Genomic DNA, 15,768 nt, shown 5'->3' with positions numbered 1-15,768 from the left:
AAGGCTCCGCCCCCGTGCGCTCACACAAAGATCGGCCTCCCGCCAATTCGGTCCCCCACATGCTCACATAAACATCGGGATCGCCGGCCAGCCATCGTATGGACAGCAAAACGCCCAGCGATTCAGGGCTTTCGAAACTGCTCTTAAGCCCGCTTCGCCCGCTTCGCCTGATTCCCCCGAAAACTCACATTATCCCCCGATCGCTCAGGCTCTTGCCCCCATCGCCTCGCATAGACGCCCCCGAGAACTCACGCAGAAGCCCCCGCATCCTCACAAGGAGAGCACTCAAGCTATTGGTTTGCCGTCACAAATGGTGCCCGAATCTTAGAATCCATGAATCTATGAAGCTCCCGCGCTCCGCTTGGGCGTTTTTAAGATTTGATTCTTTGAGAGTAGCAGCTCGACGGTTCCGCATCACCGACAGGCTGGCGGCCAGGATAGAGCGACCAAGGAGAGAGGCAAGGGGGAGCAAGGACCGCGAAAGGAGCAGCCAATGGCCCTGGTCGCGCTCAAACCCACTCAGGAACTCGTCGATCTTGTCGGCTCGCTGGGCGGAACCTGGCACGGTCGCACGGCGATGTGTCCGTGTCCGGCCCACGCCGACAGCACCCCAAGCCTCTCCATCCGGCAAGGCAATCGAGGCATCCTCGTCACCTGCTTTGCCGGATGCGACCGTGACGACATCCTTCGGGAACTGCGCCGCGTGCCCAGCCGGGGGCGGTTTGCCTACACCGACAACCCGGCGGCTCAGGCGGGCAATGCGAGCCGGCTATGGGACGAGGCGCTTTCCGTCGCCGGCACGCTTGCCGAGCGCTATCTCGGGATCAGGCACCTCATGCCGATCAGCCAGGATCTGCGGTTTCACCCGCGCTGCCCTTACCGGCCAAAGCCGTGGACGACCTACCATCCCGCCTTGCTGGTCGCGGTTCGCGAGGGCCGGCGCCTGACAGCGGTGCAGCGCATATTCCTCGATCCAGTGACGGCGCGCTATCGCATGAAGCTCATGCTCGGCCGACCGGCGCGCGGTGCCTGGCAAGGGGGAGGGCGAGGCGATGTCCTGGCACTCGCCGAGGGGTTCGAAACGGCCCGGGCGTTCACGCTCCTTCACGACATCCCCTGCTGGGCGAGCCTGGGCGCACGTCGTCTCGACCAGATCCTACTGCCCGAGACGCTGACCTCGCTGATCCTGGCCGCCGACAACGACGCCGAAGGGGCGATCGCCGCGGAGCGCGCGACCCTTCGCTATGCCCGCCCTGGCCTCAAAATCAGAAGCATGCCGCCAGAGCGCGTCAAGGATTGGGCCAAGGTCCTCGAACTGAGCCGGCGATAACCGACTGCCGCGCACGCATTCGGAAACATCCGGATTGCGGGAGGCTGCGCTTCGGAGGAACGCCTTGCCTGGAGGCTCGAATGGCACGCATCACGATCATCGATGGCCACCCCGATCCGGACCGCGCGCGGTTCATCCATGCGCTCGCGTACGCCTATGCGGCCGGGGCAGAAGACGCCATCCATGAAGTGAGGCGGATCGACGTCGCGACTCTGGATTTCCCCATCCTGCGCTCGGCAAACGAATGGCGCGAGACCGATCCCGCAAAAGCCATCCACGACGCGCAGATCGACATCAGATGGGCCGACCATCTGGTCATCCTCTTTCCGCTTTGGCTCGGCGACCTACCGGCGCTCCTCAAGGCCTTTCTCGAACAGGTTATGCGGCCGGGCTTCGCGATCGACGAAACCGTGTCGGATCGGAATGCGAAGCTGCTCTGCGGCCGACCGGCACGTGTCGCGGTGACCATGGGAATGCCGGCCCCTTTCTATCGATTCTACTACCGTGCCCACAGCCTCAAGAGCTGGGCGCGAAATCTACTCGGCTTCACTGGGATCGCGCCCGTTCGCCATTCCATCATCGGGGACGCCGAGGCGAGCGACGGCGAACGGCAACACTGGCTGAGCCTCATCAGCCAGTTCGGCCGGGACGCGCGATAGCGTTCGGCAAACAGCGGGGCCCGAGCCCTGTCCCGCCAGCGCCAACCAAGCCTCGCCGCAGTCGGGCAATCGTGAAAAGGGAAGGGGGGTCGAAGGATTGATGCTGCCGATGGGGCAGCCAGTCCGGAGACCCCTCAATGTCCGATCTCTTCGATACCGCCACCGCGGCCGAACGCCGCGCGGCCACGCTTCTCGTCGACCGTCTCCGCTCCAGCGACCCGATCACGAGGGCGGACCTCAATGCGGCCATGGTCGAGGGCTATGGCGGGACGGACGCCGACGGGCTCTGGACGCAGCGCGACAGCTTCGAGATTCTGGAGCACGCGCTTGCCCATCACCTCCAGTTCGGGCCCTATCCCCTGCGCTCGCTCGATGACGTTGCGTCCGCCTGCGATCTGCTCGACCGGCTGCCGACGCAGACCGTGCGCAGCGAGGACCAGATCGAATGGCAGCAATTCTCGACGCCCGTCGATCTCGCTGCCGTCGCGGTTCTGCTCGCCAATATCCAGAACGATGACGTCATCCTCGAGCCGAGCGCGGGCAACGGACTCCTCGTGGCACATTGCCGAGGCTTCGCCGCCCTGCAGCTCAACGAATACGCACCGGCTCGCCGCGCGCGCCTCGCCGACGTTTTCCCCGACGCGGTAGTCACCGGCCACGACGGTGCGACGATCAATTCGAGCCTGGCCGCGGCACCGCGTCCCAGCCTGATCCTCATGAACCCGCCTTTCTCGCGCTCGGTGGGGCTCGGCGCCGACGCCCATGCCGCCGTGCGTCACCTTCAGGCAGCGCTTCGCCGGCTGCGCACTGGTGGGCGGCTGGTCGCCATCATGCCTGACTGGTTCGGACCCAATGCGCGCATGCGTGACCTCTTCGAGACCACGCTGCGCGATGTGACCGTGCGGACCTTGGTGCGGCTCGAGAAATGCTATCTGAAGCACGGCACCAGCATCGCGGTCCGGCTCTTCGTCATCGACAAGGTTCCCGGGACAACCATCCCCGCGACAATCCAGCGCACCTCGATCCGCGAACTCATCGGCGCGCTCTCGATCCATGAACGCGGGATGCTCGGCACCGCGGCCGCGCCCGCCCCGAAGCGATCGAGCAGTCCCTCGCTGTTCCGCGCCATGAAGAGCAATCGCGCGCAGCCACGGCCCTATCACGCTCCCGTGCGCAACAATGTGCTGCCGGTCGACTACATGTCGCTCGACACGCCCGCGCCGCTGCTCGACCAGGTCGGCGTCTATCTTCCCTATCGCCCGAGCCGCATCACCTTCGACGCCGCCGGCGAACATCCGACCGCGCTTGTCGAATCGGTCGCGATGGGCTCGATCGCCGCCCCGATCCCAGCTTACATCCCGAGGCTTCCCGAGCGGACCGTCTCCGAGCGCCTGCTATCGGCTTCGCAGCTCGAGACTGTCGTCTATGCCGGCCATGCCTGGGACCAGTTCCTGCCGGGCAAGTTCAGGCCCGCCAAGGAGGGCGTCGGTCTCGAGGAAGCGAACGACGGACGCGCCTACCGCATGGGCTATTTCCTCGGCGACGGCACCGGGGCGGGGAAGGGCAGGCAGGTCGCGGCCTGCATCCTCGACAGCTGGCTTGCGGGTCGGCGCCGCAACATCTGGATCTCCAAGAACGAGGCGCTGCTCGAAGACGCCCGCCGCGACTGGACTGCGCTCGGCGGCCTTGCGGCCGATATCCAGCCTCTCGCCAACTGGAAGATCGATCAGGCGATCCCGCTCGAACAGGGCGTGCTTTTCGTCACCTATCCCACCCTTCGTTCGGCACGCGGCGACCATAGCCGTCTGCAGCAGATCATCGACTGGGCAGGCGACGACTTCGAAGGCGTGATCGGTTTCGACGAGGCCCATGAAATGGGCGGTGTCGCGGGAGGCGAGGGCGCGCTCGGCAAGAAGGAGGGCTCGCAGCAGGGCATCAGCGGCGTGCTGCTCCAGAACCACCTGCCCGAGGCACGCGTGCTCTATGCCTCGGCGACCGGCGCTTCCGACGTCAACAATCTTGCCTATGCCGTGCGGCTCGGCCTTTGGGGACCCGAAACGGCGTTCAGCAACCGCGAGCAGTTCATCCAGGGCATACGCAAGGGCGGCATCGCGGCGATGGAACTGGTGGCCCGCGATTTGAAGGCGCTCGGCCTCTACACGTCCCGCGCGCTCAGCTTCGCCGGCGTCGAATATGACATCCTGCGCCATGAGCTGACCCGCGAACAGATCGCGATCTACGACGCCTATGCCGATGCCTGGGGCATCATCCACCGCAACATGGAGCATGCGCTCGAACTGACCGCGGTGGTCGACGGGCTCGAAAATGCGACCCTCAACAGCGGGGCGAAGGCATCGGCGCGCTCGCGCTTCGAGTCGACCAAGCAGCGCTTCTTCGGTCAGCTCCTCCTCTCCATGAAGCTTCCGACCGTGATCGCGGCGGCGAAGGCCCATCTCGCTGCCGGGCAGTCGGTGGTCCTTCAGCTGGTGACGACCGCGGAATCGATCCTCGACCGGCGCCTTGGCGACCTCTCTCCCGACGAGCGCGCGAATTTGGAGATTGATCTGAGTCCGCGTGAGTACGTTTAATGTTGAGCTCAACATTAAACATATTCTTTGCAGTCGCAGTTTATGTCGAGCGTGGTGGCGGGAGGCGCAGGTTTCCTTCGGTTTTCCATGATTTCACTCCAGATAATTACGGTTCCCTCGACCTCAACAAGTCGAAGGAACCAACATGCGATCAAGATCATCATTGCCGTTTCGAGCGGCCCCGCTCCGGGTCGAAGACCCGCCCAGTCACGGCACCCTTCTCACCACATTCCTCTCCTCTCAGTCGCTCGACGAGAAGTCAGGCTGTGCGGTTCTGTATGGCGCGGCGGTCCGCCATTTCCTGCATTGGCTGGGCCTGCATAGGATCGCCATCCGCACGATTGACGATCGGGCTGTCCGGCGGTTCGAAAAGCATGGGTGCCGGTGCCACCGGTATTCGGCGCAGCAAGCGCACTACAAGGCTGACCAAGCAGCAAGGGTCAGGCGCTTCGTCCGGTTCCTGGAAGATCAAGGCTACGTCGAAGTCGACGACGGGATCGACGATCTGCCACGGCACCTCGCCGACTATTCCGATGCGATCGATCGCCTGCAACTTGCCGAGGGACCGGCACAGGCCTATCGGTCCGAGGCCGAGCATTTCGTGGCCTGGCTTCGCATGGCGCGGCGCCAATGGATCGATATCGATGACACGATCATCGACCACTATGCAGCGCATGATTGCCGATGCCCGGTCTGGCGCAAGCGGGGCAAGTTGGTCGCAACGGGCACCAAGCGGCGGCGGCGATGCGCACGGCACTTCGTCGAGTTCCTGCGAGGCCGGGGCGCCATCCCATTGGTTGAACCGGTGGCGGACGATGACCCGCACATGTCGGCTTACTTGGCATGGCTCAAGCAACACCGCGGCGCCACGGACGAGACGATCCGGCGCTACCGGACCGATATCAGACGGCTCATGCCAATGCTGGGCGAGCCTTCGCAATGGGATGCCGCCGGACTCAGGAGCGCATTCCAACGACGAAGCAAGGAGACGCCGGGGTCGGCATCGCTGCTCGTCACGATAATGAGGAGCTACATCCGGTTTCTGGTCGTGCGTGGCGAGTGCCGGCCGGCATTGTTGCATGCAGTTCCATCAGTACAGCGCTACCGCCTTTCGACGCTGCCGCGCCACGTCGACCCGGCAACGATCGAGAGGATCATTGCGGCCTGTCCGACAGATCGTCCGGTGGAAGTCCGGGACAAGGCCATCATTCTCCTGCTCGCCAGGCTCGGCCTGCGGGCTGCCGATATTCAGAACATGCGTCTCGACGACATCGACTGGCGATCCGGCCACCTGACGGTCAAGGGCAAGACGCGTCGACCGGACCGCCTGCCATTGCCGCAGGATGTTGGCGACGCGATCCTGGCATATCTTGCGGCAGCCCGCCCGAAGGCCGCCGAAGAGCATCTGTTCCTGCGTGCACAAGCACCGTTTCGGCCATTCCGCTCGTCCGCTGAGATAGCGGGCATCGTCGCTCGTACGCGCGACCGCGGTGGGATCGAAGGAGTGCCGACCGGGTCGCACATATTCCGGCATTCGCTTGCCACCAACCTGCTGCGCGCGGGCGCAGGCCTGGAGTCCGTCGGGACCATCCTGCGTCACAGCTCGCCCGAGACCACTGCCATCTACGCCAAGGTCGATCTGCCGATGCTCATGAAGATCGCGCAGCCCTGGCCGGGAGAACAGTCATGCTGAACATCCACATTTCCAGATACGTGGCGCTGCATCGCAGCCTCGGGCTGAAGTTCTCTGAACAGGAACGCATGCTGCGCCTGTACGCCGCCTACGCCGGGGGTTTCGGCGATCGGCACACTCAGGTCCAGCGCATCTACGACTGGTGCCATACGTCGAGCTCACAATATGTGGCCCGCCGGAGGTTCGACACCGCACGTAACTTCAGCCTTTTCGCTCACGCCGAAGATTCAGGCCACGAAGTTCCGCCTGCCGGCGTCTTCGGTCGGGGCAAGCGGCCACGCCCGACGCCGACCATCATTGAGCCGGACCAGGTGCGGGCGATCATGACTGCTGCATTGGACGTTCCACCCCAAGGCACGATCAGCCCACACACGTACCATTACCTGTTCGGGCTGCTGGCGGCGACAGGTCTCCGGATTTCCGAGGCCCTCGCATTACAATGCAAAGATCTGGTCGAGGATGGCCTGATCGTCCGCAACGGCAAGTTTGGCAAGCAGCGGCTGATTGCCTTGCAGCCATCGACGCGCCAAGCACTCGAAGCCTATCTCGCCCTCCGCGAGAAGCACGCGGCCAGGGGCAACGACCTGTTCGTCACTATCCGGGGACGGGCACCGCACAAGGTGCGCGCCCACGTCGTGTTCGTCAGATTGGCCCGGCAGCTCGGATATCGTGGACCAACCGGTACGGCGGGCATGCGACTCCACGATCTGCGGCACACCTTCGCTGTCCGTTCCCTTGAGTCCTGCCCACCTGACAGGGAGGCCATCGCTCACCACATGGCCGGTCTCAGTGTCTATCTGGGGCACGCGTCGGTCGCCAACACGTACTGGTATCTCGAGGCCACTCCGGTGCTGCTGCGCGACATTGCGGCTGCGAGCGAGCAGCTTTACCGGGGAGAGGCGGCATGACGGCGCTCGCTCCGCATCTCTCGGCATACCTGCGTGAGCATCTGCCACGCGAACGTGCTGTCAGCCCGCACACAGTGAAGACTTATGCCAACTGCTTCGTCCTCCTCGTTCAGTTCGCTGCCGATCGGCTGAAGCGTCGGCCGACCGATCTTGAGATCGAGGATCTCGGCCCCGACATGATCATGGCTTTCCTGGACCATGTCGAGACCGGGCGCGGCAGCTGTGTGCGGACCCGCAATGGCAGGCTCGCCGCGATCCGGTCCTTCTTCCGGTACATCGAGTATCGGATTCCGGCCTGCCTGGATCTGGCCCTCCGCGTCAGATCGATCCCGACCAAGAAGACCGACAAGGCGCTGATCGACTACCTCGACCGGGCCGAGATCAAGGCTTTGCTCGATGCCCCGGATCCCCGGACACGCCTTGGCACCCGCGATCGCGCGATGCTGCATCTGGCCTATGCCGGCGGGCTGAGAGTGTCGGAACTCGTAACGCTGCAGCTGCGCGATTTCCCGGACCGCTCCCTGTCCACCGTGCACATCATGGGCAAGGGTCGGCGTGAACGGGTCCTGCCGCTCTGGAAAGAGACCCAGTTCGTATTGCGCGCGTGGCTTGCGATACGGCCCGACGCGCAAGCTGCCGAGATATTCCTCAATGCCAACGGGCAGCCCATGACCCGCGACGGATTTGCGTTCCGTTTGGCCGAGCACGTCAAGACCGCGGCAACGAAGCAGCCGTCGATCCTTGGCAAGCGGGTTACGCCGCACGTGCTGCGGCATTCCTGTGCGATGCACACGCTCGCGGCGACCGGGGACATTCGCAAGGTTGCATTGTGGCTCGGCCACGCCAGCATCCAGAGCACCGAGACCTATTTGCGCGCCGATCCCGAGGAGAAGCTGCAAATCCTCGCGGCTCACGGCGCACCCGCCATCAGGCCCGGGCGCTTCAAGCCGCAAAGCGACGATCTACTATCAATGCTTCAGGAAATACGTGCAGGAGGTCATGTCAAAATTTGACACAGGTCCGCATCGCAGTTCGAAGCGCCAGTGGCGCTCCCGCCAACAAAGCTTCGCCTTCGAGGCGGCCGTTGATGCGTAGCATAACCGAACCGTTTTGACGGAGAAGCATCGGAATGAGTTGGGAACCAGTGAGGTTGGCCTGCCAAAACGTGCTCTGAGCGTTCGCGCGGCCGGTCGGAATGTCAATTAATCGACCAGCAAAATTCCATGTAACCGTAACGCGCGGCACCGTCGCGGGCTTGTTAAGGAGCATGGCCATCATGGGGCGGTTGCCTTCACAAAACAGGCTAAACGACTTGATGTTTGGCGAAGCAGCTACATCGACATAGGCCATTGGGGCGCGACCTTGGACCGGCACGACCTCCCAAGCAGTCCCAGGCAGCGGCACTGCGTCCTCAGGTGGGCTGTCCATAAGCAGGCGAGCAATGTCCTGGGGCACGGGCAAGCGGCCTCCTTGAGGCGCATAGACCGTCAACTTTCCCTTTTCCCAAAGGCCAATTTGAACAGCACGGCGATTTGCATCAAGCAAAACATAGGCTTGCTCTACACCGCCTTGATGCGGCGCATTTCCCGTAACCCAATAGAGAGATCCTTGTCGTTGGAGACCGGATATCGCCGAAAGATTGCTGGCCAGCAGGTCTATTTTGCGGCCCAAACGCGAACGTATCGCGTCAGCTATCGGACCACTTGTCAAAAGATCTATTCCGTTGGGATCGGAATCACTTTGGAATTTTCCTATGGAACTCGCAAGATTGGTCCAGGCTAGCGGCGTCGGTTTTCCCAAGACTGGCCTTGCTTGCAGAGGTGCTTTTGAAGCAGCAGATGCCGGCCCAGACCCCTTGCACAAGAGCAGTGGGGATTGCGACACGAGCGCTGACTTGAACGGATCCAGGCGCTGTCCAGGCGCGACGTCTGCTTCAAGGCGGACTACGCCTCGCTTTTCGTCGTCATTGACCGTCAAGATCACGCGTCCGAAATCGTTGGCATTGACAGGAAAAGGAAAAAAGACCGCGCTAACGCCTTCATAGGTCGGGCCAAGAAACGAAGCCGCGTACTCAAACCGGGTGCTTTTTACAGTCTGACCAGACGCTTTGAAAGTAAAGCCGGTTTCGTTGATCTCAAGGCTCGCCCCTCGAGAGCAATCGCCACGCGGCGCATACGAGCCATAGCTTCCTTCGAGATCCATGCCTTTTAATGACGTCAATGTCACTGCGCCTGCGACGCCGGGCAAGCCCAGAAAAATCCCTGCGAGAAAAACGATAATGGGGCGCTTGGGCAGTTTGTTCGGCATGGCAGATCTCCATGGCGGACAGCCTTGCATCGGGACCTCGATTGAAAGCGACGAACGACTGCCTCGGGGATTTTCTACAACCTGCACCATTCCAGCGGTGCCGACAATCCTAACGGCCCCAGCATTCAACCTTGTCAGGCAATTATCTGGAGTGAAATCATGGAAACCCGAAGGAACCCTGCGCCCCCCGCCGCCACGCTCGACATAAACTGCGACTGCAAAGAATACATCATCGATTACCTCGAGCGCGCATTCCCGACCCGTCAGATGCGCGTGTTCAAGGACGACACGGGCACGCCGCGTTCTCTGCCGATGGTGAATGACGACGGCCACCCGGTCTACAATCCCGAGGCTCAGGCCGCGCGCGATGACCTCATCGAGAAGCTCTGCGCCATGCCGCCGATCATGTCGGCGCTTGATGCGCTGCTCGAACATTTTGGGCACGACAATGTCGCCGAGGTCACGGGCCGGACAAAGCGCCTCATCACGGTAAGCGACGGCCGCCAGAAACTGGAAAGCCGCTCGGCGCGCACCAGCCAGGCCGAGGCCGCTGCCTTCATGGCCGGCAAGAAACGCATGCTGGTCTTCTCTGACGCCGGCGGCACGGGGCGAAGCTACCACGCCTCGCTCGACGTGATGAACCAGGAGCAGCGCGTCCACCTTCTGCTCGAGCCCGGCTGGCGCGCCGATCGCGCGATCCAGGGCCTGGGCCGAACCCACCGCACGCACCAGGCGACCACGCCGCTGTTCCGGCCGGTGACCACTGACTGCAAGGGCGAGCTGCGCTTCACCAGCACGATCGCACGCCGTCTCGACAGTCTCGGTGCGCTGACGCGCGGCCAGCGGCAGACGGGCGGGCAGGGGCTCTTCGACCCGGCCGACAATCTCGAGAGCGAATATGCCTGCGCGGCGCTCCTCTCCTGGTTCGACCTGCTCGCCGCGGGCAAGCTTTCGAGCACGACGCTCGACGATTTCCAGCACCGCACCGGGCTCGAGCTTTGCGACAAGGACGGCGTGCTCAAGGACGAGATGCCGCCGATCCAGCGCTGGCTCAACCGCATCCTGGCCCTGCCGATCGCGCTGCAGAACAGCATCTTCGACGAGTTCCTGTCGCTGATCGAAACCCGCGTCTCGGCCGCGCGCGAGGCGGGACGGCTCGATGTCGGCGTCGAGACGATCCTCGTCGACAAGGCGACCCTCCTCGACGACGTCGTACTGCGGACCGATCCCCGCACCGGCGCGACCTCGCATCTTCTCACCATCGAGATCGCGCGGCGCCGCAACCCTGTTTCCCTCGAGCGCATCCTGAGGATCGCCGACGGCGATGCCAGCGCCGGTTTCATGATCAACCGCAAGTCCGGCAAGGCGGCGCTCAGGACGCGGGCGCGCTCGCTCATGGAGGAGAAGGAAGGCACGCCGATCCCGCGCGTCGAGATGATGCGACCTACGCGCAACGAATATATGCGCGAGGACGATCTCTACGAATCCTCCTGGGAGGAGGTGACCCGCGAGGCCTTCACGGCGACCTGGTCGGAGGAAGTGGACATCGCCCGGGAGACGGTCGACAGCGAGACGATCCGGTTGGCCACGGGGCTGCTGTTGCCGATCTGGTCGGCACTTCCGAGCGATCACATGGCGGTCAACCGTATCGTCGACGGGGAAGGGCAGTCCTGGCTCGGCCGTCTCGTCTTCGACGACCATGTGCCCCAGCTCTTCACCAAGCTCGGGATCGATCGGTCCGATACGCTGCCGCCCGACGCGGTCGCGAAGGCGGTGTCCGCGGGCCGCAGCGTCGACGTGTCGCATCCGTTCCCGCTCACCATCAAGCGCTCGGTCGTCAACGGCTCCCAGCGGATCGAGCTCGTCGGCTGCCCGCACGACCGTCTGCCGTGGCTCAAGTCGATCGGCTGCTTCACCGAGATCATCCAGTATCGCACGCGGATGTTCGTACCCATGGCGACGGCGGAGGCGGTCCTGGGGAAGCTACTCGAAGGAAGATGACGGCGCTCGGAGACGCTGCCTAAAGTATGTGGGCCGGGATGGTCTGTCTTGTCTCATTGGGCTAGACCGAGCAGGGCCGTTTCGGGGGAAACCATTGCGCATAATTTCTTTTTTGATTGCACTCGGCCTGTCGCTGCCGGCCATGGCACAGACCCAGGCGCAGCAGGACCGACTAAACCGCGTGGGGCAGTTCGTCGTGACGGCACCCATGTGCGAAAGACTCGGCATGAAACTCGACCCGGACTTGCCAGTGAAGGCGGAAGCCGCGCTGAACGCCGAGACAGCGGCCTGGGCGGTCGCGCCCGCGACGGTGGCGCGCTTGAAGGGCGAAGCGATCAACCGTCAGAGCCGCATGCTTGCGACTGATCTTCAATCAGCGGCCGACGGCGCGAAAACCGACGCTCAGCTCCGCGACCTGAAGCATACACTTTTGGGCTATGGCCGCACGTGCATGGAGGCGTCCGGCGAACCTATCTTCTCTTCCCTCATCGTTCCGCCACCCGGCTTCAATCTCGAGACCGCAGCGACCGAACTAACGGACAGCATGCTGGAGGTCGGTGGCCTCGCGAGTTGGCAGACCCCGCAGATCCAGGCACGCGGTGATCTGATGATGCTGGCCGGCACCTGCCGGTCGAAGATCGGAGCCCTGCGGTCGGACGCTCTGGTCAGGCAATATGGCCAGTCGGATGATCCCCGCGTTCGGGACTACTATTCCAAGTCATTCGACGAGGGTCTTTCCGATCCTTCCACGATTGGCACTCTAGCTGGCTGCAACAGGGCGATCGCTGCCTATCGCGCCAGGATACGGTGACTCCCGTGCTGCGGCGACGATCCATCGAGTTGCAGATGCACGATTATATCCGTTCCGTCATTGTGGAGCGGCATCTGTTTTTTGTGCTGAAGCGAAAAGCCGCCTGCTCACCCAGTTCGACGATATCGAAGGTGAAGCTGAACGCTATCAGGAGGATGCCTGGCAAGCGGCTATTAAAGCGCCCTATCATGGTGAAGAGCCCGATATGGGCGACATCGCAGATGCGGTGACGAGTGATGCCGCCGGACATTACATGTTGCTCGATGAGATGCGCAAACAGGTCCGCCTCGCCACCACGGCCGCCATGTTCCATCAGTGGGACAAGGAGCTGCGCGAATATCTCGCCAATGAATTCCGGCACTATGTCGATACGAAATGGATCGACAAGAACATCTGGAACGCCAAGACCATCGAGATTTTCGACATGTTTGGCGAGTTTGGATGGCAGGCAAAGCAGCAGGCTTTCTACCCGCAGATCGATGCCTGCAACCTCGTCGTGAACGTCTACAAACATGGCAAGGGTGCCGCGCTTACCCGCCTGCACAAGGCCTATCCGCACTTTATGAGCAAGCTCGGCGTCCAGTCGTGGACCGGCACGCTCTATCTCGATTATCGGTGGCTCGAAATCACTGACAGCGACTTCGACGATTTCGCGGGCGCGTTAGAGGCGTTCTGGCGAGCCATGCCGGAGCGTCTTGTTTATCATTCCCCAGATGTTGATTGACCTACCTTGTGCGCCCCGGCTGCGCTGCCGGAGATCATGTTGAGACCGAGGGGATATTTGGACGCGAGGCTATATTTCTCGACCATAGCCGCCTCCGCGTCATGCGCTTCCCGGCGAGAGAGCCGGTGGCACAAATGGTGGTAATCAGCCCCGCTAGCTTGGGCCGATCGTCGGCCCTGCCGGTGCGCTCGGCGATCCGCGCATCGATCAGCGCGTTGAGCGTGCGCGCGAAAAGGCGTTTGGACGCTGTCGCGACTGCCGCGCGGGTGTGTTCGTGGAAACGGATGTTCCAGCCCCGCTTGGTGATCCCGTAATATAGATAGGCCTCCCCCTCGCTGGTCAACAGCGTGTGGAGATAGAGCGTGTAAGTGCACGCGAGAGCTGGATTCCCGTGCAGAATTGCGCGCATCGGCAGTTCGACGCGCATGGCGACGTCGAGGAGAGGCGAGACCATGCTGAGGAAGACGGCCGGCGCGACGCCCGCCTCCCGCGCCTCTTTGAGGATAGCCGCAGTGTGTGCTGTCTTTCCCTCGGCGTTCGCCGCCTCTCTTACATCGGCGATGATCCGCCCGCCGGGATAAGCCGGGCAAGCCCCGGCCTGCAGCCCCCCTGCGCGAACCCAGGTTTCGACCTCGGCGACATAGCCGCTGGTCTCGTTGAAATGGACGAGGACATCGTCCAGCACTTCAGCTGACCGGAGCGGATTGAACGTAAGGCCGCGCGAGAGGTGCATGAGCGCCACTGGGTCGACGAAGCGAAGTTGCCGCCCGAGTTCGGCGGCGGCAGGCCAGTCTGGTTTGAACGCAGGGCTGAACATTCGACGTCCTTCAGCTACGCAGGTTACTTCCATGGTCGAACCCGGCGGGTCACGGGCTGCTTTTGTAAAACACTGTAAAATTACAAGAAATGAGGACCGGCGCGTAGCAGTAATGGCAGATATGATCTATCTATCTCAATGCGCGCAAATAACGATAATATAGCCGGGAGAACATGCCGTGACGGACGTGGTTTCCTCGTCTGTTGGCGAGGCTCGCCCATACATAAGCCCGGACAGCGAGATCGTCCGGGAGATGCGCTCGATACGGCGCACCATCGACGAAGCGCGCTCCGCCGGCACCCTCGACCCGCTCTTCGGCTATCTCTATGCGACCATCGAGCGGCGAACCCCAGCGCAGATCCGGACCGAAGCTGCATGCGGTCCGCGCTGCGCCTGGTGTTGTCACACGCGCGTCGCGGCGACCGCACCGGAAATCCTGTTCCTCGCGCGCAGCCTTCCCGCCGGGGTCGTGGAGGCCGTTCCCGCATTGGCCACGCGGCGCCGCGACGGCTGGGATCGACCGCTGCTCGAGAGCCTGGCGCCCTGCGCGGTTCTCGCCGATGGCCTTTGCACCGCGCATCCGAGCCGGCCGATCGTATCCCGCACCACCGTGTCGCTTGACGCCGAGCAGTGCCGGATTGCCACGAGCAATCCCGAGGAAGCCGTTATCCCCTCCGTGCTGGCGTCGGTCGCCCTGCGCGCGGTTTACGAGATCGCGCTGCAGGGCGCGCTGCTCAACGCCGGCTATGCGGTGGACCGGTTCGATCTTGCCACTGCGCTCGCCGATGTAGTCGCGGCGCCGGATGCCGAAGCCGCCTGGCTCGCGGGCGGCGATGTCTTCCCTTCAGCGCTCAGGATCGAGCAGGAAGCCTATCTGGACGAGCCGCTGAGGCTTGCCTTCTACGAGGCGGCGTTCGGCTGAAGCCCGACTTTGCGCGCTGCCGGCATGAGCTGGCGGCACGCCCGTACCTCATAAAAAGAGCCTGCCCGGTAAGGACCGGACAGGCTTGGAAGTGGGAGGCCGCCGAAACTTTCGACTCGAAGGCCCCTCGGGTCGCAGCAACATTGTATCGCAGCGCGCATCCATTTCCTTGCACGGATGCGACACTAGCGGCTCTCTAGAGTCGCCTGCACTCGACGAGCAGGCTGGTGGCTGTCTCCAGCCGGTCCGGCGTCGGCTCCGGCGGATTGCCCTGCCGGGTGGTGCCCGGCGTCAGCGTCCATCCGCCCTCGTCCATGACAATCCGCAACCGCAGGATCGTCTTGCCCCGATTGCGTGCATCGGCAAGGCCTCTTCCTACCGACCAATAGGCGTGCTGAGCCATGATCCAGATCTCGAGCATGTGGCAGACGAAACCGGCCGGCGTCAGCTCACCCCAGCCTTGCGCCTCCCGCTTGGCCCGGCTCAGGGGCAAGCGATCCGGATTTTCGAACGGATGACCCTGGTTCGGCGCTTCCCGCAGGCAGAGCGCGAGGGCAGCGACGATAGCGGCTGGAAGCTGGTCCTGGTCACGCAAGACTCCCTGCAGGGCGCGAAGACGTTCCACCGGGTTGGTTGCGTCCTTTGATGCGAGAATCCAGGCTTCGGCACTATCCGCCAATGACTTCTTATCGAGAGCGCCGATGAAGGCCCGGGCCAGTTGTGTCGTCGAGCGAGGACCAGGCAGGAGTGCGCCGATCGTCCAATAAAACATGCCTTCGAGGGCAAGACGGAACAGTTGGCGGATTTGCACCGCGCGCCATTCGTCCGCTGCCAGGGGGCGGTCACTCGCGCTGTCCCAGGCTTCGGCGCGATCGGCCATCCGAACCCTGATGTCCTCGTAGGTGGCTTCCTCGTCGTCGAGATTCGCATAGGCCGCCTGGACCAGCGCGACACCCTTCTGACGGGCTGGAGCTGCCCGTTCACCGCCGAGATGGGGTGGTTGCCGCC

Annotated in this window: 12 protein-coding genes and 1 pseudogene; 10 read left to right on the top strand and 3 right to left on the bottom strand. The window is 63.2% G+C overall.

All coding sequences use genetic code 11. The features are described 5' to 3' along the window. The first annotated feature begins 493 nt into the window (after positions 1-493). The 6 genes from C100_RS27040 (at position 494) to C100_RS27015 (ending at position 8,191) form a co-directional block, all read left to right on the top strand. The gene (locus tag C100_RS27040) at positions 494-1,330 is read left to right on the top strand and encodes a DUF7146 domain-containing protein (RefSeq protein ID WP_024018137.1); all 837 of its coding nucleotides are present in this window, start codon (positions 494-496) and stop codon (positions 1,328-1,330) included. A gap of 80 nt (positions 1,331-1,410) precedes the next feature. Beyond that, positions 1,411-1,989 carry an NAD(P)H-dependent oxidoreductase gene (locus C100_RS27035; RefSeq protein ID WP_019054338.1) on the top strand — a complete coding sequence of 193 codons (579 nt, stop codon included), beginning with the start codon at positions 1,411-1,413 and terminating at the stop codon, positions 1,987-1,989. A gap of 137 nt (positions 1,990-2,126) precedes the next feature. After that, a complete protein-coding gene (locus tag C100_RS27030) occupies positions 2,127-4,577 on the top strand; it encodes a strawberry notch-like NTP hydrolase domain-containing protein (RefSeq protein ID WP_024018136.1) in 2,451 nt (816 codons plus the stop codon). A 145-nt stretch (positions 4,578-4,722) separates the two neighbouring features. Next, positions 4,723-6,270 carry a tyrosine-type recombinase/integrase gene (locus C100_RS27025; RefSeq protein ID WP_026149763.1) on the top strand — a complete coding sequence of 516 codons (1,548 nt, stop codon included), beginning with the start codon at positions 4,723-4,725 and terminating at the stop codon, positions 6,268-6,270. After that, positions 6,264-7,178: a tyrosine-type recombinase/integrase gene (locus C100_RS27020; RefSeq protein ID WP_019053427.1), complete on the top strand. Its 915-nt coding sequence runs from the start codon at positions 6,264-6,266 to the stop codon at positions 7,176-7,178. The genes C100_RS27025 and C100_RS27020 overlap by 7 nt, the downstream gene beginning before the upstream one ends. Next, positions 7,175-8,191, top strand: coding sequence for a tyrosine-type recombinase/integrase (locus tag C100_RS27015; protein WP_019053426.1), 1,017 nt, complete (start codon positions 7,175-7,177; stop codon positions 8,189-8,191). The genes C100_RS27020 and C100_RS27015 overlap by 4 nt, the downstream gene beginning before the upstream one ends. Here the strand turns inward: C100_RS27015 and C100_RS0123860 are convergent. Next, positions 8,181-9,485 (bottom strand): hypothetical protein, encoded by a 1,305-nt coding sequence (locus tag C100_RS0123860; protein ID WP_082737013.1) that lies wholly within the window; start codon positions 9,483-9,485, stop codon positions 8,181-8,183. The genes C100_RS27015 and C100_RS0123860 overlap by 11 nt on opposite strands. Positions 9,486-9,797: 312 nt before the next feature. On the opposite strand from C100_RS0123860, the gene C100_RS0123855 reads away from it, so the two are divergent. The 3 genes from C100_RS0123855 (at position 9,798) to C100_RS27005 (ending at position 13,021) form a co-directional block, all read left to right on the top strand. Then, positions 9,798-11,486 carry a strawberry notch C-terminal domain-containing protein gene (locus C100_RS0123855; protein WP_349255103.1) on the top strand — a complete coding sequence of 563 codons (1,689 nt, stop codon included), beginning with the start codon at positions 9,798-9,800 and terminating at the stop codon, positions 11,484-11,486. A gap of 94 nt (positions 11,487-11,580) precedes the next feature. Then, positions 11,581-12,297: a hypothetical protein gene (locus tag C100_RS27010; protein ID WP_026149955.1), complete on the top strand. Its 717-nt coding sequence runs from the start codon at positions 11,581-11,583 to the stop codon at positions 12,295-12,297. Between the two features lie 205 nt (positions 12,298-12,502). Then, a complete protein-coding gene (locus C100_RS27005; protein ID WP_019054342.1) occupies positions 12,503-13,021 on the top strand; it encodes a hypothetical protein in 519 nt (172 codons plus the stop codon). Positions 13,022-13,055: 34 nt separating this feature from the next. On the opposite strand, the gene C100_RS27000 is transcribed toward C100_RS27005, so the two are convergent. Next, positions 13,056-13,838: a hypothetical protein gene (locus C100_RS27000; protein ID WP_019054343.1), complete on the bottom strand. Its 783-nt coding sequence runs from the start codon at positions 13,836-13,838 to the stop codon at positions 13,056-13,058. A 178-nt stretch (positions 13,839-14,016) separates the two neighbouring features. On the opposite strand from C100_RS27000, the gene C100_RS26995 reads away from it, so the two are divergent. Then, positions 14,017-14,760 (top strand): hypothetical protein, encoded by a 744-nt coding sequence (locus C100_RS26995; RefSeq protein ID WP_148564661.1) that lies wholly within the window; start codon positions 14,017-14,019, stop codon positions 14,758-14,760. 196 nt (positions 14,761-14,956) lie between these two features. Here the strand turns inward: C100_RS26995 and C100_RS26990 are convergent. Continuing rightward, positions 14,957-15,768, bottom strand: a pseudogene (locus C100_RS26990) (septum formation inhibitor-activating ATPase); the annotation flags it as partial.

Origin of the sequence: Sphingobium sp. C100, assembly GCF_000508185.1 — a bacterium.
GTDB lineage: Bacteria > Pseudomonadota > Alphaproteobacteria > Sphingomonadales > Sphingomonadaceae > Sphingobium.
This window is presented reverse-complemented; position numbering and strand designations above follow the sequence as displayed.